The organism is Niveispirillum sp. BGYR6 (assembly GCF_027568365.1).
Classification (GTDB): Bacteria; Pseudomonadota; Alphaproteobacteria; order Azospirillales; family Azospirillaceae; genus Niveispirillum.
This window is the reverse complement of sequence record NZ_JANLNL010000021.1, coordinates 1-26,825: the sequence shown is the minus strand read 5'-3', so window position 1 is coordinate 26,825 and position 26,825 is coordinate 1. Positions and strand designations below refer to the sequence as shown.

Below are 26,825 nucleotides of genomic sequence, written 5' to 3'. Positions count from 1 at the left end.
CAGCCTGACGGCCAGCGGCGGCAATGGCGTCGGCGTCACCGGGTCGGGCAGCGGCACGCTGACCCTCTCCGGCTCGCTGGCCGCCATCAACAGCTTCGTCAATGCTGGCAATGTCCGCTTCCAAACCGCCGCCAACAGCACAGCCAGCCAGACGCTCGCCATCACCATCAATGATGGCGGCAATACCGGCACCGGCGGTCCCCTGACTGCCAGCAGCGCCGTGACCATCAATGTCACGTCGGTCAACGATGCGCCGGCCGCTACGGGTGTCGCGATCCCGCTGATCCAGGGGCAGGTCGGTCAGTCCCTCAATGTCACTCTGCCGGCCGGGCTGTTCAGCGATGCGGATGCCAACGACACTCTCACCCTGTCGGTACGCAACCTGCCGGCCGGGTTGAGCTTCGATGCCGCTACCCGGACAATTTCCGGCAGCCCGCTGACCGCAGGTACAGGCATAACCATTACGGTTATCGCCACCGACCGGACGGGGCTGACCGCGGAAGTTACGGCACAGGTACAGATCGCAGCAGAACCGGTGACGATACCGGTATCCCCGCCGCCCCCGCCGCCTCCTCCCCCACCGCCCCCGCCGGCACCGACGCCGACGCCGACGCCAACAGTCACGCCGACAGTCTCGGTCACACCGACGGTGACGACCAGCCTGCCGACGCCAACAGTCACGCCGACCATCTCGGTGACATCGGTCACGCCCACCATATCGGTGGCACCCGTCACACCGACAGTCACCATCGTCACGCCAACCGGGACGATTGCTGCCACGTCCGGCTTCGTCGCCCCCGCTCAGACGGCGGTTACCAGCACTGCGGTGAACACCGGCGGCGCGATCGTCGCCAGACCGGTCGCCGATGTCTCCCTGTCAACCAGCGCCGGCAGCTCGCCCCAGGTCTTCACGCTGCCACCGGCAACCTTCGTCCTTGCCGATGTCGGCTCGGCGGTGACCGTGCAGGCCACCCTGGCCGACGGCAAACCGCTGCCGCCCTGGGTCAAGTTCGATCCCGCCTCCGGCACCTTCACCGTCAATGTGCCCGCAAACTTCAAGGGCACACTGGAAGTGCGGGTGGTTGCCCGCACCGCAGAGGGGGACCAGGCCCAGACGAAGTTCGAACTGAATGTCGGTACACCAGCGCAAGATCAGGCACCGGCCCAGCGCTCCCCCAGCCAGGGCGATGGGCAGAACCAGAACCGTGACCAGAACCAGGACGGGAACAATCAGCAGGCCCCCGGTCAGCGCACCGACATCCAGGGCGACGGCACCCGTCGGGCCGCTGCCGATCCGGTCCCAGAAGGCAAGCTGCCGGTGATCCAGCAGATCAAGCTCGCCAGCCGCAGCACCGGCTGGCTGGCCGACAGCCTGTCCTGGCTGGATAGTCTCGCCACCGTCTGGCCCGGGGCGGATAATGCCGACCTCGGCGATGGCGGGAACGGTGCAGACACCAAACCGGCCGAAACCGGTGAACGGGCAGCCTGATCAATCATAATGCCGGGTGGTGCCAGCGGCACCACCCGGTTCCATCCCATCAAATTCAATTGAGCTTGTTAAAGACAAGCCGCCTTCCGCGGAAACGAAGGGGTCATCATGTGGCACGGTCTTGAAAATTTCTCATCCAGCCTGCCGGTGCGTCGGGCGCGCTTGCTGGGGACATCGGCGATTCTGCTGATCGGTCTCGGGGCTTGCTCGATCAAGCCCCAGCCCGTGGCGCTGAATGAGCAGATTGCCCAGGCCGCCGCTGATCGGGAAGCCATGTTCAACGGGCAGGAAGCCCTGAACGGCCCGGTCACGCTGGAACAGGCTCTGGCACGCGCCATCAAATATAACCTCCAGCACCGCCTGACCATGATGGAAAAGGCGCTGGAGGATCGGTTGCTGGATGTCAGTGCCCATGATCTGTTGCCCAAACTGACTGCCCGGGCTGGCCTGCGCACCCGGTCGAACGAATTGCTGACTGTGTCGGAATCCAGCCGTACCGGCAGCCGCTCCATCGATCCAAGCCGCAGCCAGGACCGCAATGGCGGCAATGCCGACCTGCAGCTGTCCTGGAACGTGCTGGATTTCGGTCTCAGCTATTATGCCGCGCAAAGCCAGGCCAATCGCCTGCTGGCAGCAGAAGAACGCCGGCGCAAGGTGGTGCTGAGCATCACCGAACAGGTCCGCTCAGCCTATTGGGAAGCGGTCAGCGCGCAGCAGCTGAAGGACGAGGTGACCAACGCCCTGGCCGAGACCCGCAAGGCCCTGGATTATGCCCACCAGACAGAGCAGCAGCGCCTGCTGCCCCCGCTGGAAAGCCTGCGCTTCCAAAAGGCATTGCTGGAGATCATCCAGCAGCTGGAGGCCCTGGATAGCGAGTTGGCCATTACCCAGGCCACCTTGGCCAGCCTGATGAACCTGCCGCCAGCCACCAGCTTCCGCGTGGCAGCCCCGGATACCACTGCCCTGACCGCGCCCAAAATGCCGCTTTCTGTCGATGATCTGGAAGCAATCGCCATGATCGAACGGCCCGAGGTGCGGGAAGAGGCCTATCTGGCCCGCAATACCGTGCTGGAAACCCGTTCAGCCCTGCTGCGCCTGCTGCCGGGGGCCAATCTTTATGGCGGGTTGAATTATGACAGCAACTCCTATCTGGTGAACCAGAACTGGGCCGATGCCGGCGTCCAGGTTACCTGGAACCTGTTCAACCTGCTGAACTGGTCTGACATCCGGAATGCCGGGGAAGCCCGCAAACAGGTTGGAGAGGTGCGCCGCACCGCTCTGCGCATGGCCGTGCTGACCCAGGTCAATCTCTCCTACCATCGTTTCGAGCGCGCCCGTGGCCTGTTCGACCGATCAGGGGAACTGGAGAATGTCGAACGCCGCATTCTGGGCAATGTCGCAGCCGCGACACAGAATGACGCCCAGAATGTGCTGGAACTGGTGCGCGCCCGCGCGTCGGCCCTGCTGGCCAGCCGCGCCCGCGGCCGGGCCTATGCCGAGCTGCAGAACTCTCTGGGCGCAATCTATGCCTCGGCCGGGCTGGACCCGCTGCCGCGGGAGGTCGCTGCCGACAATATCGATGCCCTGGCTGCTGGCATTGTCGCTGTTTCCAAGGATCTGGAAGCCGGCAAGGTGACGGTGCCACGCATCGCCCCCGCCACCCCCGAAAACCCCGGCCCGCAAGCAACGGATGCCAGCACCCCGCAGACGGAAAAGGTTGCCGCCGCCCCGGCCGGCACCCTGGACAGGATCGGAACACCCGTGGTAGCGCAGGATCCGGTTCAGATGGCTGTGGCCAGTTCAGCAGCACCCTGACCCTTGCGCCACTGGCAATCTTGACGCGCCAATCCTCCTCCCCCTGCTGGAAATATTAATGCCCTTCCTGATCACGCGTTGTGCCGGAATTCTGCTGCTGCTGCTGGCATCCCCGCTGGCGGCACAGGCCCAACCAGGTACCGGGACAGCCATGCCGCCGCCGCCCCTTCCCGGCAGCACGCAGGCCCTGACGCAGCCCGATGTCCGTGCCCAGATCAGCCCGCAGCGTTACACCATCCTGTCCAGCCAATTGGCTGGACAGATCACGGAATTGACACTGCGGGAGGGAGACCGGTTCAAGGAGGGGCAGGTGCTGGTCGGGTTGGATTGCGATATCCATCAGGCCCGTCTGGATCGCGCCCGCGCAGCAGAGGAAGCAGCGCAGCGCAAGCTGTCCATCGCAGGTCGCCTGGATCAGCTCAGTTCCATCAGCCGGCTGGAGGTGGATGAAGCCGCCTCCCAGGTGGCGATGCTGAAGGCGGAAATGGCGCTCAACCGTACCATGGTGGAGCATTGCCGCATCAAGGCACCGTTCAGCGGCCGTGTCGCCGCCAAACATGTGCAGCGCTGGCAATATGTCGGTGAGGGTGAGAAACTGCTGGAGATCCTGGATGACAAGGATCTGGAGCTGGAAATGATCATCCCTTCCCGCTGGCTGACCTGGCTGAAGCCCGGCCATCCGTTCAGCCTGCGCATTGATGAGCTGGGGCGCGACGTGCCAGCCCAGATCACCCGCGTCGGGGCCAAAATCGATCCTGTCAGCCAGTCGGTAAAGGTTTACGGCCGGATCAGCAGCAAGGATGACGGGCTGTTGCCGGGGATGAGTGGCATTGTCAGTATCAATCCTGCCCAGGCCGGCAGCAAACCCCCGCAGGAAGGTCGGGCGGAATGAACCAGGTCCGCGATCGCCAGCTGCTGGCGCTTACCGCGTTTCTTCAACTTGAAAAACGTGTGCGTGCCTGTACAAGCCCAGAGGAACTGGCGTTCCTGATGGTCAATGACACGCATATGATGGTGACCTATCGTCAGGCCGCCTTCTGGCGTACCGACAAAGGGGCCATTCAGGCCCTGTCGGGCCTGGCCATGCCGGACAAGGATGCCCCCTTCACCGTCTGGCTGCAGGGGCTGTTCAAAAAGCGGCTGGAAACAGCGGAGGGACAAGCACTCACCGCCCTGTCAGCCGCACTGGTACCCACACAGGAAGCCGAATCCTGGACACTTCATCTGCCTGCCCATGCCTGCTGGATACCACTGAAACGGGCGGGGGGTGAGGTTGTTGGCGTTCTGCTGCTGGCCCGCGACGAAGCATGGGGCGAGCCAGAACGGCAAATGCTGGAACAGCTTTCCGACGCCTATGCCCATGCCTGGGCCGCGCTGACCGCCGGCACCACCCGCCGGACCAAATGGTTGCAACGCCCCCGCCGGCTGGCCATGGGGGTGGCCGCCACTGCCCTGCTGGTCATGCTGCTGCCCGTGCGCCAGTCCGTGCTGGCGCCGGCGGAGGTGGTGGCCCGCGATCCGGTCCTTATCCGGGCACCAATGCAGGGGGTGGTGGAAACCATCCATGTGCAGCCCAATGCTGCTGTCAGCCAGGGCACCCTGCTGGCCTCCATGGATAGCCGGGAACTGGAAAGCAGGCTGGATATTGCCCGCCAGCAGCGCGCCGTGGCCGAGGCCGAACTGCGCCAAGCCCAGCAACAGGCCGTGTTCGACGATAAATCCCGCGCCCAGCTGGCCATTCTGCAAGGCCGGCGCGAACAGCACATGGCAGAAGTCGCCTATATCGAAGGCCTGCTGGAACGCAGCCGGCTCACAGCCCCACGCGACGGAATCGCTATCTTCGATGATGTCGGAGACTGGGAGGGCCGGCCCGTGTCGCTGGGCGAGCGCATCATGCTGGTCGCCGATCCTAAAGATGCCGAGCTGGAGGTTCAGTTGCCGGTAGCCGATGCCATCAATCTGGAACCAGGCGCGGCAATGGAATTCTATCTCAATATCGACCCCTCATCCCCGGTGCCCGCCAGCCTTGTCCGCGCCGGCTATCGCGCCTCCACAACACCCGACAACATCACCGCTTATCGGCTGCTCGCCCGCTTCGGGCAGGCCGATGATCGGCTGCGCGTCGGCCTGAAAGGAACGGCGAAAATCTACGGCAACCGCACAATCCTGTTCATCTACCTTTTGCGGCGACCTCTGGCGGCGATGCGGATATGGCTGAACTTCTGACCCTGGGAAACCAGCAGGCCCCGGCCCTTGAGGCGGCTCCCGTCATCCGCCTTGCCCAGTTGCGCGACGAACTGATCTTGCATGAAGGCCCGCGCGATCGCGACGGATCGCCCAGCTGGACCCTGGAAGACCCTGCAAGGGGCCGTTTCTTCCGGCTGGGCTGGATGCAGATGGAAATGCTGGCCCGCTGGGATCTGGGTGACCCCCGAGCCATTGCCGCCGCTGTCAACCAGGATACCCCCCTCGGCGTCACGACCGAAGAGGTGATGGAGTTCGCAAGGTTCCTGAGCGCCACCAACCTGCTGAAAATCAGCGGTCCTGATGCTAATGCCGGCCTGCTGCGCCAGCTGCAGGCCACACGGATGCATTGGGGTAAATGGCTGCTGAAAAACTATCTTTTCGTCCGCATCCCCCTGGTCCGGCCAGAAGCGTTTCTCAATGCCTGCAAAAATGTCGCCGCTCTTTTCTATACACCCGCCTTTCTGATCCTCACCCTGTGCGCTGGCGCCTTGGGCCTGTTGCTGGTGGCCCGGCAATGGGATGTATTCACCCGCACCTTCCTGCATTTCTTCTCCATGGAAGGGGCTGCACTGTCAGGCGCCGCCCTGCTGAGCGCAAAAATATTGCATGAGCTGGGGCACGCCCTCACCGCCAAACGCTATGGCTGTCGCGTGCCCACCATGGGGGTGGCCTTCATGGTGATGTGGCCGGTGCTCTATACCGACACATCGGCGGCCTGGACCCTGGCAGACCGCCGTAAACGCATGACCATCGGCGCCGCCGGCATGGCGGCAGAGCTGATCCTTGCCTGCTATATGACCCTGCTCTGGAGCTTCCTGCCGGACGGCCCCCTGCGCAGTGCCACCTTCCTGTTGGCGACCACCACCTGGATCATGACGCTGGCCATCAACCTCAACCCGTTCATGCGGTTTGACGGCTATTTTCTGTTCTCCGACCTGCTGGATGTCGCCAACCTGCAGGACCGTTCCTTCGCCCTGGCCCGCTGGTGGCTGCGCGAAAAGCTGTTCAAATTCGGGGAACCGAAGCCGGAAGAATTCGATCCGGGCATGGAACGTATCCTGATCGCCTATGCCATCGGTACCTGGACCTATCGCTTCTTCCTCTTCATGGGCATCGCCCTGCTGGTCTATCACTTCTTCTTCAAGCTGCTGGGCATCTTCCTGATGCTGGTGGAACTTGTCTGGTTCATCGGCCGGCCCATCTGGAACGAAATCATGGAATGGACCAAGCGGCGCCAGGCCTATCACTGGAACCGCAATACCCGCATCTCCGCCGCCCTTGCCGGGCTGGCCCTGGTGCTGTTCATTTTCCCCTGGAAGGGCAGCATTCATGCCGCCGGCCTGTTGCGGGCCGAGCGGCAGGCCCAGGTCTTCGTGCCCAGCCCCGGCCGGCTGGAGGAAATTCTGGTCCAGCCCGGCGAGCTCGTTCGGGAGCGGCAGCCGCTGTTCCGCCTGCAAAGCCCCGATCTGGTACATGAACTGGAATTGGCGGAGCGAGAGGTTGCCATCCTGCGCTGGCAAAGCGCCTTCCACAGCATGGTCAATGACGTGACCACCAATCGGGAGGCAACCTGGCGGCAGATGGAAGCCGCCACGGCAAAACAGCAAGCCCTGCAACAGCAGCAGCAGCGCCTGACCATCACCGCCCCGTTCGACGGGCAAATGGTCGATCTTGCCCATCCCTTGAAAGCCGGCGAATGGTTGCCGACCGGGGATTGGCTGGGCACCGTGGTATCGCCGGATTCCGCACAGGTGGAGGCCTATGTCAACGAGGCCGATCTGCACCGACTTTCCAAGGGGGCCCAGGCCCGCTTCCATCCCGAAGACCCCTCCAGCGCCGCCATCGATCTGACCGTTATTGATATCGCCCAGACGACCACGCGCCGGTTGGACAATGTCGCAGAACTGGCCTCAACCCATGGCGGCAGCATCGCCGCCATCCCCGGACGTAACGGGGCGATCATTCCCGAGCAGGCCATCTATCGTGTTCTGCTGAAACCATCCGGCGAAACCCAGATACCCAAACTGACCCTGCGTGGCAAAGTCGTGCTGGAGGGAGCGCGCGAAAGCATGGTCGAACAGATTTATGAACGCTTCGTCGCCATCCTGGTTCGCGAAAGCGGATTCTAGAGCCGGGTGTGTTTCCGTTTAAACGCATCCGGCTCTCGTCGAATGCAGATGGCTCCAGCAGGGGGTGAAGGGATTCCCAAGACAGGAAGTCGGTGTTTCATAGGGCACTGGCAACGGCTTGATCAGATGGCCCTGGATGACACCATCCAGGCCGCCGCTGCCGCGATGGCCAGCGGCACGGCATAGATCAGGAACAGCAGGCCCCGGTCCATGCCGATCTCCATCAAGTAGCCCGCTGCCAGCGGCCCCAGAATGGCGCCGCTGCGCCCCACGGCCATGGCGGTGCCGATGCCGGTGGTGCGGATTTCGGTGGGGTAAAGCTGGGCTGCCATTGGGTAAAAGGCATTGAAGCCACCCTGCACCAGCACACCCAGCCCCAGGATCGTGGCAAAGGTGGCGGCAATGGGCATGGAAACCCAGCCGAACAGCAGCATCAGCAGCGTGGCACTGCCCAGAAAGACGGGGATCAGCCGGTTCAGCGGCAGGCGCGTGGCCAGCAGGCCAATACCGGCACTGCCGATGAAGGCACCAATATTGAAGGTGGCCCCGGCCATGATGGCCTGATCCAGCGCCAGCCCGGCATTGACCGCGATACGCGGAATCCAGCTGATCAGAAAGTAAAGCCCGGCCCAGCCCATGGTCATGCCCAGCCACAAGGCGGGGGTGGAACGGGCCAGATGCCCTTCAAACAGGGCTGACAGCTTCACGCCACGCCTTTCCGGCAATGGCGGTGCCTCCGCCAGCGGTGGTTGGCCCAGCTTGACCAGCAACCGGTTCATCCGTTCCAGCCGGTCCGGTGCCGCCTGTTTGGCCAGGAACTGCAAGGATTCCGGCATCAGCCAGGCCACCAGCGGCAGGATGAAGACCGACAGCAGGCCCGAACCGACGAAAAGCGGCTTCCAGCCATAGGCCTGGATCAGCACGGCCGAGGCAAAGCCGGTGATGATGGCACCGATGGGCCAGCCCGCCTGCAGGAAGGCCACCCAGAAGCTGCGCAGTTTGGCGTTGGAGAATTCCGACGTGATGGAGGCCATGGAAGCCAGGATGGCGCCGATCCCCACCCCCGTCACCACGCGCCAGATCGCCAGCATCAGCATGTCATGCGCGGTGGCGGCCAGTAACATGCCGGTCCCGATCAAGGTGATGGCGATCAGCACCACCTTGCGCCGGCCGATCATATCGGCCAGGGGACCCATCAGCATGGAGCCGAAGGCCGTGCCCAACAGGCTGGCCGTCAGCACGATGCCCAGCGCCCCATCCTTCAACCCCCATTCCTGGGCGATGACGGGGGCCGCATAGGTCAGCAGCACCACATCCACCCCGTCCAGCAGGTTCAGGACAAAGCAGAGCAGCACCACGGTCAGGCGCGTAGGCCCCATGGGGGCGGCTTCCAGGGCGGCGACGCGCGCCTGGAAAGCCGCACTGGCCCGATCGATCGCCGGGCCCGGCTTCTTCAACATTCTCTTCCTCCCTGATCCGCGCATGGCCTTCTATCGGGCCCCGTCGCGGGATTTATCCCAATCCTCCTTGATCGTGACCGATCCAGGAGGATTTCCTGTTCCCTCAATCGCCGGGCGGCGGCATCCGCCGCCTTGGGCTCACGCCGCACGAGCGGCGGGCCGGCAGTCGCCGGCCTTCACCCCAGCATTGCCTTGAAATCGGCCCCCATGTCATCGGCATTCGGTTCCATGCCGGTGAAAAGCCCGAAGGCGCCCACGGCCTGGAACAAGGCCATGCCACCGCCATCCAGGGTGCGGCAGCCCCGCTGCCGCGCCGCGCGCAGCAGGGCGGTTTCGATGGGGAAATAAACGATCTCCGCCACCCAGAGGTCGGGGCGCAACAGTTCCGCCGCCACGGGCAGGCCCGGATAATCGGCCATGCCGCGGGGGGTGGTGTTCACCAGCCCATGAGCCTGGGGAATGGCGGTATCGGGCGTCGACACGGCCGTGGCGCGCCCGTCGCCAAACAGGCTGTTCAACCGGCTGGCCAGCTCTGCCGCGCGTTCCATCTGCACATCAAAGATGGATAAGTGCTCCACGCCCAGGCGCAGCAGCGCATAGCCAACAGCGGCCCCGGCCCCGCCCGCCCCCAGCTGCACCACATGGCGCAGATCGGCATCGGGCAGGCCCCGGCGGAACCCCTCCGCAAAGCCCCACCAGTCGGTATTGTGCCCCGTCTTGCGACCATCCTTCAGGACGACGGTATTGACAGCACCGATGGCGGCCGCCTCCGGCGACAGCTCATCCAACAGCGGGATGATGGCCTGTTTGCAGGGGTGCGTGATGTTCAGACCGTTGAAACCGAAGCGCTGCGCCCCGGCCAGCAGGTCCGGCAGGTCCGAAACAGCAAGACCCAGCTGCTTCAGGTCGATCAGGCGATAAACATAGCGCAGGCCCTGTCGGGCCCCTTCCCGTTCATGCATCCGGGGCGTCAGGGATGCCTGGATCCCTGATCCGATCAGGCCGGCGAGGATGGATTTCCCGCTCATGATGGGCTGTTCCCCCTTCGGTTGCCAACAAAGCTGAGGGCGGCCAGATATCCGTCGGCCCCAAGGCCGCAGATGACACCCGTGGCCGCCAGCGACACATAAGAATGGTGCCGGAAGGCCTCCCGCCGGTGGATATTGGTCAGATGCACCTCCACCACCGGGATGGCGCAGGCCAGCAGCGCATCCATGATGGCGATGGAGGTGTGAGTGTAAGCGCCGGGATTGATGATGATCCCCGCCGCCTCTGTGCGGGCGGCATGGATCCAGTCAATCAGCGTCCCTTCATGGTTGCTCTGCCGGCAGAGCACCGACAGGCCCAGCGCCTGCCCATGCTGGCGACAGCTTTCCTCAATATCGGCCAGGGTGCTGCGACCGTATTTTTCCGGCTCGCGCGTGCCCAGCAAATTCAGGTTGGGCCCGTTCAGAATGTGAACAGGCTTTCGTTCCACAGGGTCCAACACGTTTCCCCCTGCGCCCGGTGACAGGCGGTGTGTTTATCGTGGGTCGGGCCATGGGATTGGCCGTTGCGTGAATGTGTACGAAATAGTACGTTCACGTCAAGGCGCGTCTTTCACGACCCGATAATCAGCATCAGACAAGACAGGGAGGGGACATGGAACGGGCGGATATGCCGGCCGGTGGCCTGGCGAAATCCATCGCCACCGTATCGATCAGCGGTACCCTGACCGGCAAGCTGGAAGCGGCAGCGGCGGCCGGTTTTGACGGTGTGGAGATCTTTGAAAATGATCTGCTGACCTTTGATGGCCGGCCGGCCGATGTACGGCGCATCGCCGCCGATCTGGGGCTGAGCATCACCATGTTCCAGCCCTTCCGCGATTTCGAGGGGATGCCCGGCACGCTGCGCACCCGGACATTTGAGCGGATGTTGCGCAAGTTCGATGTGATGGCGGAACTGGGCACTGATCTGCTGCTGGTCTGCTCCAACGTCTCCCCGCAATCCCTGCCGGAACGCGGGCGCATCGTCGATGATTTTCGGGAGCTGGGTGACCTTGCCGCCGCGCGCGGCCTGCGCGTGGGGTATGAGGCGCTGGCCTGGGGCCGGCATGTGCATGACCATCGGGATGCCTGGGATATCGTCCACCGCGCCAATCACCCGCATATCGGCCTGATCCTGGACAGTTTCCATTCGCTGGCGCGCAATGTCCCCATCGACAGCATCCGCGATATCGACCCGGCCAAGCTGTTCATCGTGCAGATTGCCGATGCCCCGCGCCTGGATATGGATCACCTGTATTGGAGCCGGCATTTCCGCAATATGCCGGGCCAGGGCGACCTGCCCATTACCGATTATGTGCGGGCCTTGATCGCCATCGGCTATCGTGGCCCGCTGTCGCTGGAGATTTTCAACGACCGGTTCCGGGCGGGGTCAGCCTCCGGCATCGCCCTGGATGGCTATCGATCCTTGAAGCTGGTGGAGGATGAGGCGCTGGCGAAGCTGAAACGCCCCGCCACCATGCCACCGCGCATCGATGTGCGCGGCGTGGAATTCATCGAATTCGCCGCCACGGAGGAAGAGGTGGGGCCGCTGGGCACCATGCTGGCCAGCATGGGGTTTGAGCCCGCGGGGCGGCATGTCAGCAAGGCCGTCACCCGCTGGCAGCAAGGCGACATCAATATTGTGGTGAATGGGGAAACCGAGGGTTTCGCCCATAGCCATTCCATCATGCATGGTGCCTCTGTCTGTGCATTGGCGCTGCGGGTGCGGGATGTGCCAGCAGCCCTGGCCCGTGCCGACAGCCTGCATATCCCGCGCTTCGCCCAGGCGGTGGGACCGGGGGAAATGGATATTCCCTGCGTGCGCGGGGTGGGCGGGAGCCTGATCTATTTCATCGAAGACGGCACACAGGACCAAGTCTGGCGCAATGATTTCGTCCCCTTGAGCGAAGCATCGGTCGCCGGCGCCGGCCTGACCCGGATTGACCATATCGCCCAGGCCATGGGGTATGAGGAATTCCTGTCCTGGCTGCTCTATTACTTCGCGCTGTTCGACGTGACCAAGACGCCACAGTTGGAAATCGCCGATCCGTTGGGCATCGTCCACAGCCAGGCGATTGAGAATGCCGACCGGTCTTTCCGGGTCACGCTGAATGGCTCGGCCGCCGCACAGACGCTCACCTCCCGCTTCCTGAACCATTATCTGGGGGCCGGTGTGCAGCATGTGGCCCTGTCCACCGGCGATATTTTCGCCACCGCCAGGGCGTTGCAGGAACGCGGGCTGGAACGGCTGCCCATCCCCCGCAACTATTATGATGATATTGAGGCCCGCTTCGGCCTGGACCCCGATCTGGTGGAGAAGCTGGCCGCCCACGACATTCTTTATGACCGGACGGAGGAAGCGGAGTTCTTCCAGCTTTATTCCCGCGCCTTCGCCAAGCGCTTCTTTTTCGAATTTGTCGAACGGCGCGGCTATGACGCCTATGGCGCCGCCAATGCCGCCGTGCGGCTGGCGGCGCAATCCCGGTTCAACACCGATACGGTCTACTGAACGGCGCGGTAACAGCGCCGTTAGGAATCAATAGAACAGAATAACGGAGGAAACATGTCCATCTGGTCGCGCCTGTTATTGGGCGCTGCCTGCCTGTGCCTGCCCCTGGCAGCATTCGCCCAGACCGTGAAGGTTGAGGGCGGGGTGATCGAGGGCAAGGTACTGGACAGCGGCGTCAATGCCTTTCTGGGCGTGCCCTTCGCCGCCCCGCCGCTGCGTGATCTGCGCTGGCGGCCGCCGCAGCCGGTTGCCCCCTGGAAGGGTACATTCCACGCCGACCGGTTCGCGCCCATGTGCCTGCAGCCCATGCGCGGGTCCAGCATCAACCATTATTTCGGGCATGAGGCGATCAGCGAGGATTGCCTTTACCTGAATGTCTGGGCCCCCGCAAAACCGGCCCCGCCGGGCAAACCCTATCCGGTCATGGTGTGGATTTATGGCGGGGCCTTCAATGTCGGCTCTGCCAGTATGCCCAATTATTCAGGGGAGTTTCTGGCCAAGCAGGGGGTGATCTATGTCGCCCTTTCCTACCGCGTCGGCACGCTGGGTTTCCTTGCCCATCCTGAGCTGACGGCGGAGGGCGGGGGGCATTCCGGCAATTACGGGCTGATGGATCAAATCCAGGGGCTTCGCTGGGTACGCGACAATATTGCCGGCTTTGGCGGCGATCCGGGTAATGTCACGCTGGTGGGGCAGTCCGCCGGCTCCATGTCCATCGGCCTGCTGCTGGCCAGCCCGGCGGCCAAGGGGCTGTTCCATCGCGCAGTCGGGATGAGCGGCAGCCCCTTTGGCGCCCTGCTGCCGCCCCTGCCCCTGGCGGAGGCCGAGGCGGATGGCCAGCGCCTGCAAGAGGCGTTGAAAACGGGCTCCCTTGCCGATATGCGGGCCATCGCCGGGGACCGGATCATCGCCACGCCGCTGCCCCGCCGCTCCCCCATCGTGCTGGATGGCAAGGTACTGCCCCTGCCGCCCGATCAGGCGATGCAGGGGGACGGGCACAGCGATGTGCCGGTGATGATCGGCTTCACCCGCGATGAAAGCTTCCGCAGCCTGGGCCGTGCCAGCGATATCCCGGCCTTTCAGGCGCTGGTGCAGCAATCTTTCCCCGGCGTCGCCGATAAGCTGTTGAAAGCCTATGCGGTCAGCGCGCCGGCGGATATCCCCCGTGCCATCAGCGATATTCAGCGTGATGCCACGGTTGGCCGGCAGGTTGCGGCATGGGCACAGGCACAGAAGCAGCCCGCCTATATCTGGCTGTTCACCCGCCGCCATCCCTATACAGACGGTATCCGTTTCGCCGATCACGACCCGGCCACGGTGGGGGCCTATCACACGGGCGACGTGCCCTATTGGCTGGGCACGCTGGAGGCGCTGAACCTGTTCCGCCGCACCCGCGATTGGCAACCGTTGGACCTGGAACTGGCAGCCCGGATGCAAACCATGCTGCTATCCTTTGCCAGGGACGGGAAGCCGGCCCCCGATTGGCCCCGGTTCGATCCCAAACGGCCGCGCCTGATGGAACTGGGGGAACAGGTACGGGTGGTGGATTGGCCACGTTATGGCACTTTGGACCTGCTGGCCGGGTGGGAGGCACCGCCGCCACCATCGGCCACACCATCGCGCGTGCGTGATTAAGGGGAAATAATATCATGAAATATCTGTTGCTCTGTCTGATGCTGCTATGGCCCGCCAGCGTTCAGGCTTATGAAGCCGTTCCCAGCCCCAGCCTGCGGCTGGTGCTGCAGGCCCGCGTCACCATATCGCCGGCGGTGGAGGTGGGGGACAGCGACCATGGCAAGCGCCGTTTCATCCCCATCACCGGCGGCAGCTTCACCGGGGAGGGCATCAAGGGGGAGGTGTTGGCCGGTGGGGCCGACTGGCAGCTGGATCGGCCCGACGGCGTGCGGGAGTTGGATGCGCTCTATTCCCTGCGCACCGATGATGGGGCGGTCATCATCGTCCATAACAAGGGCCTGTCGGTGCCGGACCCGCGTTACCTGATGACCATCCCCGCCTTCCATGCGCCCGCCGGCAAATATGAATGGCTGAACCGCCGTGTCTTCGTCGGGCGGGTCAGTCCCGTGCCGGGCGGCGGGGCGGTGATCATCAGCGTCTTTGCCGCAGAAGGCTGAATTCGCTTCAAAACGCGCGGGGCCGCATTATCCTGTGGCCCCGCATAATCATCATCCAACGGACTTCCCATGAACGCCCCGGCGCCCAAGTCAAAATCGGCATCCCCGGCCCGCAATCCCCGCGCTGCCGAGGCTGATGAGACCAAGGCCAATATCCTGGCCGTGGCCCGCCGGGAATTTGCCGACAAGGGCCTGATGGGGGCCCGCATTGATGAGATCGCGGAGAAGACCGACACGTCCAAGCGGATGATCTATTACCATTTCGGTTCCAAGGAAGGGCTGTATCAGGCCGTGCTGGAACAGGAATATATCGCCATCCGTGATTCGGAAGCAGCCTTGCCCATCCTGGATATCGGCGCGGAAGAGGCGTTGAAGGCCCATATCCGCCTGACCTTCGACCATCATTTCAAAAACCCGGAATTTGTCCGGCTGGTGATGAATGAAAATATCCTGCACGGCGCTTTCATCGGCCATGTCGAGGGGATCAAGCGCCGCAGCCAGCATGTCATCCAGGGCCTGAAGGCCATTCTGGACAAGGGCGTGGCCGAGGGGCTGTTCCGACCGGATATCGATCCGGTGGAACTGCATATGACCATCAGCGCGCTCAGCTTCTACAATGTTTCCAACCGCTACACCTTCTCCACCATCTTCGGGTACGAGCTGGGGTCGGAGGAAGCCGCCGCCCGACGCAAGGAACAGGTGGTGGATATCGTCATGACCTGGTGCCGCAAGGTCTGATCCACACCGCCATCCAACGTTTTCCAGCACACATCGAGAAACGCACTGCGGCATAACAAACGCGATTGACGACGTACGAACTGTTTCGTACATTAACTTCATCAGAAAATGTCGGGCCGATCTATCATCCGGACCCGAAAAATCAAAAATATCGGTCGGGGGGAAAGAATGAAGCGTTCCGTCACCGCCATGTCCGCCATCTTGTGCCTGTCGCTGTCTGCCCTGTCGGCTGTCAGCTTGCCGGCCCATGCTGGCGGTGCTGATATCGCGGCCAAGGCTGATATTGGGGCCTCGGTCCAACAGGTGGGGGCCGACACCTTCTCCACCGTCAGCGTGCCCTTTGCCGATGGGGTCATCGGTCTGCCGGATGTGGTTTACAAGACCATCCCCGGTTACCGGCCCTTGAAGCTGGACCTGTTCCTGCCGCCGGGTACCGGGCAGGATGGCAAGGTTCGGCCGGTCATTCTCTATATCCATGGCGGCGGCTGGATGGGGGGCGGCCCGCGCCGCAGTGCCGCCTTTCAGGACTGGCCCAAGGTGCTGGCCTCTATCGCCGCCCAGGGCTATGTCGTGGCCTCTGTCGGGTATCGCTTTTCGGCGGAGGCACCGTTTCCCGCTGCTGCCAAGGATGTGAAATCCGCCATCCGCTGGCTGCGGGCCAATGGTTCCCGCTTTGGTGTCGACCCGGCGCGGTTCGCCGCCTGGGGCCAGTCGGCCGGCGGCCATCTGGCCGCACTGGTCGGTGCGACCTGCGGCGATCCCGCCTTTGCCGAAGACGCACCGGCCCCCGCGCGGCCAGCGACGGTTGAAACCGTGCCCAGCGGGGCCGGCGGGACGGATCAGGTATCCGACTGTGTGCAGGCCGTGGTCTCCTGGTTTGGCATTTATGATCTGTCGACCATGCCCAGCTATCTGAACAAGGATGCCCCGCCGACGGAACCGATGCGCCGGTTCCTGGGCTGCAGTGCGGTCGGTTGCGATGGGGAGCGCGCCCGCCTGGCATCGCCCCTTGCCCATGTTGATACCAAGGATCCCCCCTTCCTGCTGCTGCATGGGCGCGACGATAATGTCGTGCCGGTGGCCCAGCAGGAAGCATTTGCCAAGGCACTGGCGGCGGCCAAGATCTCCGTCAAAACCCGGATTTTCGACGGCGCCAACCATAGCTGGATCGCCGAAAAGCCGGAGCGCACGGCAGAGGTCAGCCGTCAGGCCCTGGCCGACACCATCGATTTCATCGGCAGCAGCCTCAGCCCCCGCTGAGCGGGACCAAACAAAATCAGCAAAATCAAAGCCGGGGGCCCACGCCGTTTCGGAACGGGAACCCCTGTGCGTGAGGAAAGGGAGGATAAAATGAAAACCAAGACGAACCTGATGCGGCACAGCGCCTCGCCCTTGGCGCTGTCACTGGCGGCCGGCATGGCGCTGGCAAGCCCTGCCCTGGCACAGCAGGCCGGGGCGGAGAAGGCGGAACTGCTGGAAGAAATTGTCGTTACCGGCTCCCTGATCCAGCGGCCCAACAATGTGGCCGTCAGCCCGATCACCACGGTATCGACGGAATCCATCAAGGAAAGCGGTCAGGTCGAGATTGAAGCGGCGCTGAACCAGTTGCCCTCCTTCACTGCCGCCGGCACGTCCAGCACGGGTGGCCAGGGCGCTGGCGGCCGCGCCAGCCTTAACCTGCGCGGCCTCGGCTCCAACCGCAATCTGGTGCTGCTGAATGGCAAGCGCCTGCCTTTGTCCGACATTAACGGCAATGTCGATATCAACATCCTGCCCGAAGCGATTATCGGCAGCATCGATGTGATCACCGGCGGCGCTTCGGCCATTTACGGTTCCGACGCCATGTCCGGCGTGGTGAATTTCAAAACCATCCAGCCCTTCAACGGCGTGCGCGCCGATGTGCAGTTCGGCCAGGATGAACGCGGCGACGTGTTCAAGAAATCCGCCTCCGTCACACTGGGCAGCGCCTTTGCCGAAGATAAAGGCCATATGATGCTGACGGCCAGCTATACAGACCGGCCGGGCCTGAAAGGTTCCAAACGTTCCTTCTTTGAATTCGTCACCCCCTCTTCCTTCATCGGCACCGGCACCTATGTGCCCAACGCCGCCAACCTGCCGACACAGGCGGCCATCAACAGCGTTTTCAGCAAATATGGCATCGCGGCGCCGGTGGGGCGGACGCTGAATCTGGGCTTCAATAATGACGGATCGCTGTTCACCCAGACAGGGGCCGTCAATTACAAGGGCCCGACCGACAACGGCTATGCCGTCATTGCCGGCAATGTCCGAATGCCTGTGGGCCAGCAGGTGCAGTTCCAGAACGCCCTGGAACGCAAGACGGCCTTTGGTTCCTTCGATTATGAACTGACAGAGGGTGTCACCGCCTATGGTCAGTTCATGTATGTCGACAGCGTGGTGAACACGGCCAGCGGCGGCAGCCTGACGCAGATCGGCAATCTGACCACCATTCCCACCAGCAACCCCTTCATTCCGGCCGATCTGCGGACCATCCTGGCCTCGCGCCCCAACCCCAACGCGCCCTTCACCTGGAACGGGCGCTATGTCGGCATCGCCGACAAGAACTGGGATGAGCAGTACAAAGTCAGCCAATATGCGCTGGGGCTGAAGGGCGATCTGGGCGGCAGCTGGAAGTGGGATATTTACGGTTCCTATGACGAGAGCCTGCATGATCAGGCGCTCTATAATGCCGTGGTGAAAAGCAAGGTGCAGAGCCTGCTGAATGCGGCCGATGGCGGTAATGCGCTGTGCGCTGGTGGCTTCAATCCCTTCGGCATCAGCAACGCCACCCGCATTTCCGACGCCTGCCAGACCTACATGACCAAGACTGCGATCAGCGTGGAAAAGCTGACCCAGTCCCAGGTTCAGGGCCAATTGTCCGGCCCCGTGCTGGAACTGCCGGCCGGCCCCCTGCAGGTGGCCCTGCTGACCTCCTACCGGCGCAATACCTATCGCTATACGCCTGACAGCGATCTGATGACGCAGAATATTGAGGCGGTAACCGGCTCCGCCGCCGCCCGTGGCAATATCAACCTAAAGGAAATTGCCGGTCAGGTGGATATCCCGCTGATCAGTGGGGCGGAATTTGCGGAGGAACTGGCCATCGGTGCCGCCGCCCGCTATTCCGATTACTCCACCACGGGCAGCGTCACCAGCTATGAAGCCGATCTGCGCTGGCGGCCGGTCAATTCCCTGATGCTGCGCGGATCGTACCAGCGCGCGGTGCGCGCCCCCAATATCGGGGAGCTGTTCTCCCCGCCGACGGGCACCCAGGTACAGTTCGGCACGCCGCCGGCATCGGTCGGTGACCCCTGCGACGCCCGCTCCGTGGCGCGCACGGGGGCCGGTGGAGCACAGGTGCGGGCGCTGTGCATCGCCCAGGGCGTGCCGGCCAACATCGTTGATACCTACACATTCCCCACCACGGCCACGGGCGGCACCATCCGCGGCAATCTGGCCCTGAAGCCGGAAAAGGCCAACACCTTCAATGTCGGCGCCGTGCTGACCGTGCCGGGTGACAGCCCCTGGTACAGCGGCACCGCCATTTCCGTTGATTACTATAACATCAAGATCAAGGAAGTGATCTCCGGCGTGCCGGGCCTGACCACCCTGTCCAAATGCTATAATCTCGACGGCTCCAACCCCAGCTACGCCGCGTCGAACGAGTTCTGCCAGTTGCTGACCCGTGATGCCCAGGGGCAGTTGCAGGATGTCAGTATGCCGTTCTTGAATCTGGGCGGGCTGGAAACCGACGGCATTGATGTGCAGATCAATTGGTCGGCCAGCCTGTCGGATATCGGGGCCGATGTCGGTGACGCCAGTGCTGAAATCTATGTCACGCCCGTTATCGGCTGGGTCAATCACTATAATATCCAGACCCTGCCCGGCAGCAGCTTCCAGGATTATGTCAATACCAGCACGCTGGGCCGCGCCCTGCCGCGCTGGAAGGCCTTGACCACGGTGGGCTACCGCTCCGACCTGTTCGGTGTGGGTCTGCGCTGGCGCTATCAGGGCGCGATGGAAGATGTGACGGCCGTAACCACGCCCAACAATCCCGCCCAGGGTGTGCCCGCCTATAATCTGGTTGACCTGTTCGGCAATGTGCGGCTAAGCGAGAATATCGAGCTGCGGGCCGGTGTCACCAACCTGTTGGATCGCGGCCTGCCCATCGTCGCCAGTTCGCAGAACAGCACCGACGTGGGTGTTTATGACGCTGTCGGCCGCTCCTACTATATCGGGCTGCGCGCGAAATTTTAATCCGGAAGCACCGCGCCAGTGCTACGGGGCAGGGATGCTACAAGCACCCTGCCCCTTTTGCTGCCAGAGCGCAGAAGGGAGGACATCTTTACCCATTGAGATCATTGGCTGAGAGAAGATTGTTTTCGGTGCCCCGACCCTGCCCGCCTTCAAAACCGCGCGCGGCCGGTGTATGGCTTGGCATCGGCATTGATTTGGGGCCGGCAGCCGGCCGGCCCGCTTGAAAGGATCACCCATGTCCCGCCCCGGACTGAAAGGCACCTACGCGGCTCCCGCCCTGGAAAAGGCCTTTGAAATCCTGGAATTGCTGGCAGACCGCCCCAGCGGGATGCAGATCAGCGAGATGTCGGCAATCCTGGGCCGCTCCGTCGGTGAGCTGTTTCGCATTGTCATCGTCATGGAGATGCAAGGCTATCTCCAGAAATCAGAGACGACGGATCGCTATACGGTGGCCTACAAGCTGCTGGATGTGGCGCTGCGGGCCACCCCGTCGCAAAATCTCATCGCCGCCGCGCTGATGCCGATGGAACGGCTGGCGGCAACGGTGGGGCAATCCTGTCATCTGGTGGTCGCCAATGGTGGCCGGGGGCTGGTGATTGCGCGGCAGGAAAATCCCGGCACGCGCGGCTTCGCCCTGAAGGTGGGGGCCGCCGTCGACCTTCTGCACAGCTGTTCCGGCCATGTGCTGCTGGCCTTCGCCCCGCCCGCCCGCACCGCCCGCCTGATCGAACTGGCAGAGGCGGCCCAGGGTGGGGAGGGTTGTGACCGCGCTGCCCTGGCGCAGACGCTGGCCACCGTCCGCGACCAGGGGTTCGACAGCCGCAAAAGCCCCGTCACCTTCGGCGTGACCGATATCAGCGTGCCGATCTTCGGCTTCAATGGCGACATCATGGCGGCCCTGACCATCCCCTTCATGGAGATGCTGGACGGGTCGCAGAAGGTCGGGCTGGCGGCGGCGCGGCAGGAACTGGACAGCACCGCCCGAGAGATTTCCGCCGCCCTGGGCCATCAGGCCTGAGCGGCTTCCATTTTCTTATTTGAGATTATGATTTCATAAGCGATAATCCCTGCCATCAGGGAGGTAAACGCGCATGGAAAAATTGCGTGATGGGGGCGGGCAATGACCCGCCGGCTGGTTCTGGCGCTCGACCTTGTGGCCGATGCGGCATTGATCGCGGAATATGAGCGGATGCATGAACCCGGCAGTGTCTGGCCGGACGTGCTGTCCCATATCCGCGCCACCGGGTTTGAGGAGATGCAGATCTGGCGGGTGGATGACCGTATGGTCATGGTGGCAGAGGTCGCCGATGATTATCCCCGCCCCACCCCGCCGGCCCTGGATGAAGGGGCGGCGCGCTGGGAAGCCCTGATGTGGCGCTTTCAAAGGCCGCTGCCCCAGGCCGGGGCGGGGGAGAAATGGCGGCCGATGCGCCCGATCTTCGACCTCTCCCACCATAGTGACCGTGCGGGAGAGGTTTGATGGCACCCGTCACCCGCCCCATCGGCCGCACCCGCCTGCGTGTGCCGGAAATCGGCTTTGGTGCTGCCCCGCTGGGCAATCTTTATCGCCCCGTGGCCGAGGCACAGGCCAGCGCCACCCTGGCGGCGGCACTGGATGCCGGGCTGACCCATATCGACACCGCCCCCTATTACGGCTTCGGCCTGTCGGAACGGCGGGTGGGGGATGCCGTGCGCGGCCGCCAGGATATCGTGCTGTCCACCAAGGTGGGCCGCCTGCTGGTCCCGGATGGCCGCGTGCAGGATGAGGCGGAACGGCATGGCTTCCACTCCGCCCTGCCCTTCCGCCCCGTCTATGATTACAGCCATGATGGCATCCTGCGCTCGTGGGAAGCATCGTTGCAGCGCCTGGGGCTGGCGCGGATCGATATTCTCTATGTCCATGATATTGGCCGCCAGACCCATGGCGATGCCCATGAAGCGATGATGGCGCAATTGACCCGGGGCGGCGGCTTCCGCGCCCTGGAACGGCTGCGTGCGGAAGGCGCGATCAGCGCCTTTGGCATCGGGGTGAATGAGCTGCAGGCCTGTCTGGATTGCCTGTTGCTGGCCGACCTGGATGTGATCCTGCTGGCCGGCCGCTATACGCTGCTGGAACAGGGGGCGCTGGACCGGCTGATGCCGGTCTGTGCCGAACGTGGTGTCACCCTGACGCTGGGTGGGGTTTTCAATTCCGGCATTCTGGCCACCGGCACGCGCGGGCCCTTTATCGGCCATTATAATTATGCGCCGGCATCGGTGGAAATTGTGGAGCGGGTGCGCCGGATAGAGGATATCTGCGCCCGCCATGCCGTGCCCCTGCCCGCCGCTGCCCTGCAATTTGCCCTGGCCCATCCGCAGGTTTCCAGCGTCATTCCCGGCTTGGATTGTCCGGAGCGGGTGCGGGCGATCAGCGACATGCACCAGACGCCGATCCCGCCCGACCTGTGGGCCGAATTGCGGGCATCAGGCCTGATACGCACCGACGCGCCTGTGCCGGCGGGGGCGTCCTGCCCATGAGCATCATCGACGCGCACCAGCATTTCTGGGATCCGGCGCGTGGGGATTATGGCTGGCTAACGCCTGCCCTGCCCGACCTGTACCGGCCCTTTCTGCCCGCCGACCTGTGGCCCCTGCTGGATGAGGCCGGCATCGCCGGCACCATCCTGATCCAGGCGGCCCCCACGGCGGCGGAGACGGATTATATGCTGGGGCTGGCCGCCGCCACGCCCTGGATCAAGGGCGTGGTCGGCTGGGTCGATCTGGATGCGCCGGACGCTGCTGAGCAGATCGAACGGCGGCAGGCACTGGCGAATTTTGTCGGCATCCGCCCGATGCTGCAGGATCTGGATGATCCGGCCTGGATTCTGGCGCCTGGCCGTGCGCCCGCCCTGGCAGCACTGGAAACCGCTGGCTTGGCCTTTGACGCGCTGGTAACGCCGGCGCAACTGGCCTGTGTGCCGGAACTGGCGCGCCGATATCCCGATCTGCGCATCATCATCAACCATGGCGCCAAGGCCCCGATCGGCGCCGGTCCGCAACCGGGCTGGCAGGCCGACATGGTGGCCGCCGCCGGCTTTGCCAATGTCAGTTGCAAACTGTCGGGCCTGCTGACGGAACTTGTGCCGGGGGCCGATGATGCGGCCGTGCTGGAACGGATGGCCCTGTTGCTGGACCTGTTCGGCCCGCAACGGCTGATCTGGGGCAGTGACTGGCCGGTGCTGGAACGGGCGGCCCCCTATGGCCACTGGCACAAGCTGACACGAACATTCCTGGCCCGGCTGTCCCCGGAAGCGAGGGCCGCGATCATGGGCGGCAATGCCATGAGAATTTACGCCAAGGGTCATGTGACATGACCCTTGGAGGCCAGCGACCGCTGGCCCGCGGGCACATGCCCGCGTGAGCCAAGGCGGCGGATGCCGCCGCCCGGCGTTTGAGGGAACAGGTAACAACCCGGAGCCATGATCCATGGCTCTGGGTATGACGAAGTGGAGGGGGCATGATGGCGCCGGCGGTGATCCTGCTGCATGGTGATGATAATGTGGTTGTCTGCTGCCGCACGGTGGAAGCAGGCGACCATATCCAGGTCGATGGCGTCGATATCGTGGCCGCCCAGCGCGTGGCCCTGGGCCACAAGCTGGCCCGCATCGATTTGTCGGCGGGGACCAAGGTGATCAAATATGGCGCCGCCATCGGCTCCATGACGGCGCCGGTGAAGGCCGGCGACTGGGTCCATATGCACAATATGAAAAGCGATTATATCAGCGCGCATCTGCGCGATGCGGCCAAGGGCTAAGGGGGCGTCATGAACGCGCAAGGCTATCTGCGGCCCGATGGGCGCAAGGGCATCCGCGATGTGCTGATTGTGGCCTATCTGGTGGAATGCGCCCACCACACGGCCCGCCGCATTGTCGACCTGACCGATGATCCGCAGGTGCATCTGGTGGGGTTCCCCGGCTGTTACCCCAATGATTATGCCAAGCGCATGATGAAGGCGCTGGTCGCCCATCCCAATGTCGGCGGCGTGCTGCTGCTGTCGCTGGGGTGCGAGAGCTTTGACCGGGAAGGGCTGGCCGTCCATGCAGCGGCCAATGGCCGCCCGGTGGAAACGGTGGTGATCCAGCAGGCCGGCGGCACCCGCGCCGCCATTGCGGACGGGCGTGCCGCCGTCGCGCGGATCAAGGCGCAGATGGCGGAAAATCAGGTGCGGGTGCCCTTGGCCCTGTCCGATCTGGTGGTGGGCACCATCTGCGGCGGGTCGGACGGGACCAGCGGCATCACCGCCAACCCCGCCGTGGGCCGCGCCTTCGACCTGCTGGTCGATGCCGGTGCCACCTGCATTTTTGAGGAAACGGGGGAGATGATCGGCTGCGAGGGCCCCATGGCCCACCGCGCCGCCAATCCCGATGTGGCCGATGCCATCGTCGCCTCCATCGCCAAGGCCGAAACCTATTACCGCACCATGGGTTTTGGCAGTTTCGCCCCCGGCAATGCCGAAGGCGGCCTGTCCTCGCAGGAAGAGAAATCGGCCGGGGCCTATGTGAAATCCGGCAGCCGGCCCATTGTCGGCGTGATCAAGCCGCCGGAACAGCCCACCGCCCCCGGCCTCTATCTGATGGATGTCGTGCCCGATGGCGAGCCACGCTTCGGCTTCCCCAACATTTCCGATAATGCGGAGATTGTGGAGATGATCGCCAGCGGCGCCCACCTGACCCTGTTCACCACCGGGCGCGGCTCGGTGGTGGGTTCCGCCATCGCACCCGTGATCAAGGTTACTGGTAACCCGGAAACCTGGCAGCGGATGGGGGAGGATATGGACATCAATGCCGGTGCCATTTTCGACGGATCGGCCACGCTGGACAGTGTGGGGGCGGAAATCGTCGCCCTGGTAGAGGCGGTGGCCGCCGGTGCGGAAACCAAATCGGAGGCCATGGGCCACCGCGAATTCATCCTGACCTATAAGAGCTTTGAGCCTTCCGGGCCCGGCTGCTTTCCCCGCTGAACCGCAACGATGTGACCGATGATGAGCCATAAGGGAAGACTGGCGGGAAAGACCGCCCTGATCACCGCCGCCGGCCAGGGCATCGGCCGTGCCACGGCGGAATTGTTCGCCGCCGAAGGGGCCATTGTCTGGGCCACTGACATCAACGCTGCCGCGCTGGAAAGCCTGACCGGCTGCCAGACGCGGCGGCTGGATGTACGCGACCCGGCCGATATCGCTGCCGCCCTGAAGGAGATTGGCGGCATCGATGTGCTGTTCAACTGCGCCGGCGTGGTGACGGGCGGCAATATTCTGGAATGTACCGAGGCGGAATGGGATCTGTCGTTCGACGTCAATGTCACGGCCATGTTCCGCATGATCCGCAGCTTCCTGCCCGGCATGATTGAACGCGGCGGCGGTTCCATCATCAACATGTCGTCGGTCGCCAGTTCCATCAAGGGCGTGCCCAACCGCTTCGTCTATGGTGCCTCCAAGGCCGCCGTGCTGGGCCTGACCAAAGCCGTGGCGGCCGATTTCGTCACCAAGGGCATACGCGTCAACGCCATCTGCCCCGGCACGGTCGATACGCCGTCCCTGCATGAACGGTTGCGCGCCACGGGTGACTATGAAGCGGCCTGGGCCAGCTTCACCGCGCGCCAGCCGATGGGACGCGTCGGCGACCCGAAGGAGATCGCCGCCCTGGCGCTCTATCTGGCCTCGGACGAGAGCAGCTTCACCACTGGCCATGCCCATGTCATCGATGGCGGCTGGACCAATTGATCGGGATCTGAGAGACGGTCCATAGATTTTTACGACTTTCCAGCCACTTGACCGTCATTCCCGCGAAGGCGGGAATGACGGTGGAGAGAGGACGAGGTTTCGGAAAACACGCTCATTTTCCGGGCAAAGATTAAACACATCCCCCAGGGAACCATCATGAAACTGCTTCGCTATGGCGCTGTCGGCGCTGAAAAGCCGGGCCTGCTGGCCGCAGATGGCAGCATCCGCGACCTGTCGGGCGTGGTGCCTGATATTGACGGTTCCACCGTCACCCCGGCCTCCCTTGCCCGCATTGCCGCCATCGACCCGGCCAGTCTGCCGCAGGTGGAGAAGGTGGAACGCTATGGTGCCTGCGTGGCGCGGCCGGGCAAGTTCCTGTGCATTGGCCTGAACTATGCCGACCATGCGGCGGAAAGCGGCCTGCCGGTGCCGGCGGAACCGGTGATCTTCATGAAGGCCACCAGCGCCCTGTCCGGCCCCAATGATCCGGTGATCCAGCCGCGTAATGCCACCAAGCTGGATTGGGAGGTGGAACTGGCCTTCGTCATCGGTACGGAATGCCGCTATGTCGATGAAGCGGCCGGGGCGGCCGCCATTGCCGGTTACTTTGTCTGCAACGACGTCTCGGAACGCGCCTTCCAGCTGGAGCGGGGCGGCACCTGGGACAAGGGCAAGGGCTGCGACAGTTTCGGCCCCATCGGCCCCTGGCTGGTGACGGCGGACGAGGTGGGCGATCCCGGTGACCTGTCCATGTGGCTGGAGGTCAATGGCCAGCGCTATCAGGATGGCTCCACCCGGACGATGATTTTCAAGCCGGGCTTTATCGTCTCCTATCTCAGCCAGTTCATGAGCCTGCAGCCTGGTGACATTGTCACCACCGGCACCCCGCCGGGCGTCGGCATGGGCCAGAAGCCACCGAAATACCTGTCCCCCGGTGACCGTATCCGCCTGGGTATCCAGGGCTTGGGCGAACAGGAACAGGTCGTCGTCGCCCCGGTCTGACCGGGCTGGCAAGGTTGATGAAAGAAGGGCCAGACCGGCGACGGTCTGGCCCCTCAGACTGCTGACAAAGCCCTCGCCTATGGCGGGGGTTTTTGATTCACTGTGTTTATGCTTAAGCCAGCCACGCCCCAACAGACGGAACTTGAGATGGTGACGATCGCGTCGCTTGTTCCGTCGGATCACCTGCTGCGGAAGATCGACGCGGCGTTGGATTTCAGCTTCATCCGGGACCGTGTCGCGCACTTG

At 63.7% G+C, this 26,825-nt stretch carries 22 protein-coding genes and 1 pseudogene; 20 read left to right on the top strand and 3 right to left on the bottom strand.

All coding sequences use genetic code 11. The features are described from left to right. The 5 genes from PCJ49_RS24250 to PCJ49_RS24230 form a co-directional block, all read left to right on the top strand. Positions 1 to 1,489: putative Ig domain-containing protein (locus PCJ49_RS24250; RefSeq protein WP_269913247.1), on the top strand; the 1,489-nt coding region annotated here is incomplete at its 5' end. Positions 1,490 to 1,597: 108 nt separating this feature from the next. Beyond that, positions 1,598 to 3,304, top strand: a complete 1,707-nt coding sequence (locus PCJ49_RS24245) for a TolC family protein (protein WP_269913246.1) — start codon at positions 1,598 to 1,600, stop codon at positions 3,302 to 3,304. A gap of 58 nt (positions 3,305 to 3,362) precedes the next feature. Further along, positions 3,363 to 4,196 (top strand): efflux RND transporter periplasmic adaptor subunit, encoded by an 834-nt coding sequence (locus tag PCJ49_RS24240; protein ID WP_269913245.1) that lies wholly within the window; start codon positions 3,363 to 3,365, stop codon positions 4,194 to 4,196. After that, positions 4,193 to 5,530 carry an HlyD family efflux transporter periplasmic adaptor subunit gene (locus tag PCJ49_RS24235; protein WP_269913244.1) on the top strand — a complete coding sequence of 446 codons (1,338 nt, stop codon included), beginning with the start codon at positions 4,193 to 4,195 and terminating at the stop codon, positions 5,528 to 5,530. Before PCJ49_RS24240 ends, PCJ49_RS24235 begins: the two co-directional genes overlap by 4 nt. After that, on the top strand, positions 5,515 to 7,680 hold the full coding sequence (locus PCJ49_RS24230; RefSeq protein ID WP_269913243.1) for an HlyD family efflux transporter periplasmic adaptor subunit: 2,166 nt from the start codon (positions 5,515 to 5,517) through the stop codon (positions 7,678 to 7,680). Before PCJ49_RS24235 ends, PCJ49_RS24230 begins: the two co-directional genes overlap by 16 nt. Before the next feature lie 122 nt (positions 7,681 to 7,802). On the opposite strand, the gene PCJ49_RS24225 is transcribed toward PCJ49_RS24230, so the two are convergent. From PCJ49_RS24225 to aroQ, 3 genes are all read right to left on the bottom strand, one after another. Then, on the bottom strand, positions 7,803 to 9,140 hold the full coding sequence (locus PCJ49_RS24225) for an MFS transporter (protein ID WP_269913242.1): 1,338 nt from the start codon (positions 9,138 to 9,140) through the stop codon (positions 7,803 to 7,805). 176 nt (positions 9,141 to 9,316) lie between these two features. Continuing rightward, on the bottom strand, positions 9,317 to 10,168 hold the full coding sequence (locus PCJ49_RS24220; protein WP_269913241.1) for a shikimate dehydrogenase: 852 nt from the start codon (positions 10,166 to 10,168) through the stop codon (positions 9,317 to 9,319). Next, positions 10,165 to 10,617 (bottom strand): type II 3-dehydroquinate dehydratase, encoded by a 453-nt coding sequence (gene aroQ, locus PCJ49_RS24215; RefSeq protein WP_347710447.1) that lies wholly within the window; start codon positions 10,615 to 10,617, stop codon positions 10,165 to 10,167. The genes PCJ49_RS24220 and aroQ overlap by 4 nt, the downstream gene beginning before the upstream one ends. 164 nt (positions 10,618 to 10,781) lie before the next feature. Here aroQ and PCJ49_RS24210 point away from each other — a divergent pair, with 164 nt between their 5' ends. The 15 genes and pseudogenes from PCJ49_RS24210 to PCJ49_RS24140 all read left to right on the top strand — a co-directional run. Next, positions 10,782 to 12,674 (top strand): sugar phosphate isomerase/epimerase and 4-hydroxyphenylpyruvate domain-containing protein, encoded by a 1,893-nt coding sequence (locus PCJ49_RS24210; RefSeq protein ID WP_269913239.1) that lies wholly within the window; start codon positions 10,782 to 10,784, stop codon positions 12,672 to 12,674. Between the two features lie 54 nt (positions 12,675 to 12,728). After that, positions 12,729 to 14,309: a carboxylesterase family protein gene (locus PCJ49_RS24205; RefSeq protein WP_269913238.1), complete on the top strand. Its 1,581-nt coding sequence runs from the start codon at positions 12,729 to 12,731 to the stop codon at positions 14,307 to 14,309. Between the two features lie 14 nt (positions 14,310 to 14,323). Continuing rightward, positions 14,324 to 14,806 carry a DUF3237 family protein gene (locus PCJ49_RS24200; RefSeq protein ID WP_269913237.1) on the top strand — a complete coding sequence of 161 codons (483 nt, stop codon included), beginning with the start codon at positions 14,324 to 14,326 and terminating at the stop codon, positions 14,804 to 14,806. A 69-nt stretch (positions 14,807 to 14,875) separates the two neighbouring features. Beyond that, on the top strand, positions 14,876 to 15,544 hold the full coding sequence (locus PCJ49_RS24195; RefSeq protein ID WP_269913236.1) for a TetR/AcrR family transcriptional regulator: 669 nt from the start codon (positions 14,876 to 14,878) through the stop codon (positions 15,542 to 15,544). 168 nt (positions 15,545 to 15,712) lie between these two features. Further along, positions 15,713 to 16,804 (top strand): alpha/beta hydrolase, encoded by a 1,092-nt coding sequence (locus PCJ49_RS24190; RefSeq protein WP_269913235.1) that lies wholly within the window; start codon positions 15,713 to 15,715, stop codon positions 16,802 to 16,804. A 90-nt stretch (positions 16,805 to 16,894) separates the two neighbouring features. Then, entirely contained in the window at positions 16,895 to 19,819 is a 2,925-nt protein-coding gene (locus tag PCJ49_RS24185) for a TonB-dependent receptor (RefSeq protein ID WP_269913234.1), read from the top strand. 235 nt (positions 19,820 to 20,054) lie between these two features. Further along, positions 20,055 to 20,837 carry an IclR family transcriptional regulator gene (locus PCJ49_RS24180; protein WP_269913233.1) on the top strand — a complete coding sequence of 261 codons (783 nt, stop codon included), beginning with the start codon at positions 20,055 to 20,057 and terminating at the stop codon, positions 20,835 to 20,837. A 102-nt stretch (positions 20,838 to 20,939) separates the two neighbouring features. Further along, a complete protein-coding gene (locus PCJ49_RS24175) occupies positions 20,940 to 21,299 on the top strand; it encodes an L-rhamnose mutarotase (RefSeq protein ID WP_269913232.1) in 360 nt (119 codons plus the stop codon). After that, the gene (locus tag PCJ49_RS24170; RefSeq protein WP_269913231.1) at positions 21,299 to 22,336 is read left to right on the top strand and encodes an aldo/keto reductase; all 1,038 of its coding nucleotides are present in this window, start codon (positions 21,299 to 21,301) and stop codon (positions 22,334 to 22,336) included. The genes PCJ49_RS24175 and PCJ49_RS24170 overlap by 1 nt, the downstream gene beginning before the upstream one ends. Beyond that, positions 22,333 to 23,172, top strand: a complete 840-nt coding sequence (locus PCJ49_RS24165; protein WP_269913230.1) for an amidohydrolase family protein — start codon at positions 22,333 to 22,335, stop codon at positions 23,170 to 23,172. Before PCJ49_RS24170 ends, PCJ49_RS24165 begins: the two co-directional genes overlap by 4 nt. 143 nt (positions 23,173 to 23,315) lie before the next feature. After that, the gene (locus PCJ49_RS24160; RefSeq protein WP_269913229.1) at positions 23,316 to 23,612 is read left to right on the top strand and encodes a UxaA family hydrolase; all 297 of its coding nucleotides are present in this window, start codon (positions 23,316 to 23,318) and stop codon (positions 23,610 to 23,612) included. Between the two features lie 9 nt (positions 23,613 to 23,621). Then, entirely contained in the window at positions 23,622 to 24,818 is a 1,197-nt protein-coding gene (locus PCJ49_RS24155) for a UxaA family hydrolase (protein ID WP_269913228.1), read from the top strand. Positions 24,819 to 24,839: 21 nt separating this feature from the next. Beyond that, the gene (locus PCJ49_RS24150; protein ID WP_269913248.1) at positions 24,840 to 25,577 is read left to right on the top strand and encodes an SDR family oxidoreductase; all 738 of its coding nucleotides are present in this window, start codon (positions 24,840 to 24,842) and stop codon (positions 25,575 to 25,577) included. 156 nt (positions 25,578 to 25,733) lie between these two features. Next, positions 25,734 to 26,579, top strand: coding sequence for a fumarylacetoacetate hydrolase family protein (locus PCJ49_RS24145; RefSeq protein ID WP_269913227.1), 846 nt, complete (start codon positions 25,734 to 25,736; stop codon positions 26,577 to 26,579). 108 nt (positions 26,580 to 26,687) lie between these two features. After that, positions 26,688 to 26,825 (top strand): annotated as a pseudogene (locus PCJ49_RS24140) (IS5/IS1182 family transposase); the annotation flags it as partial.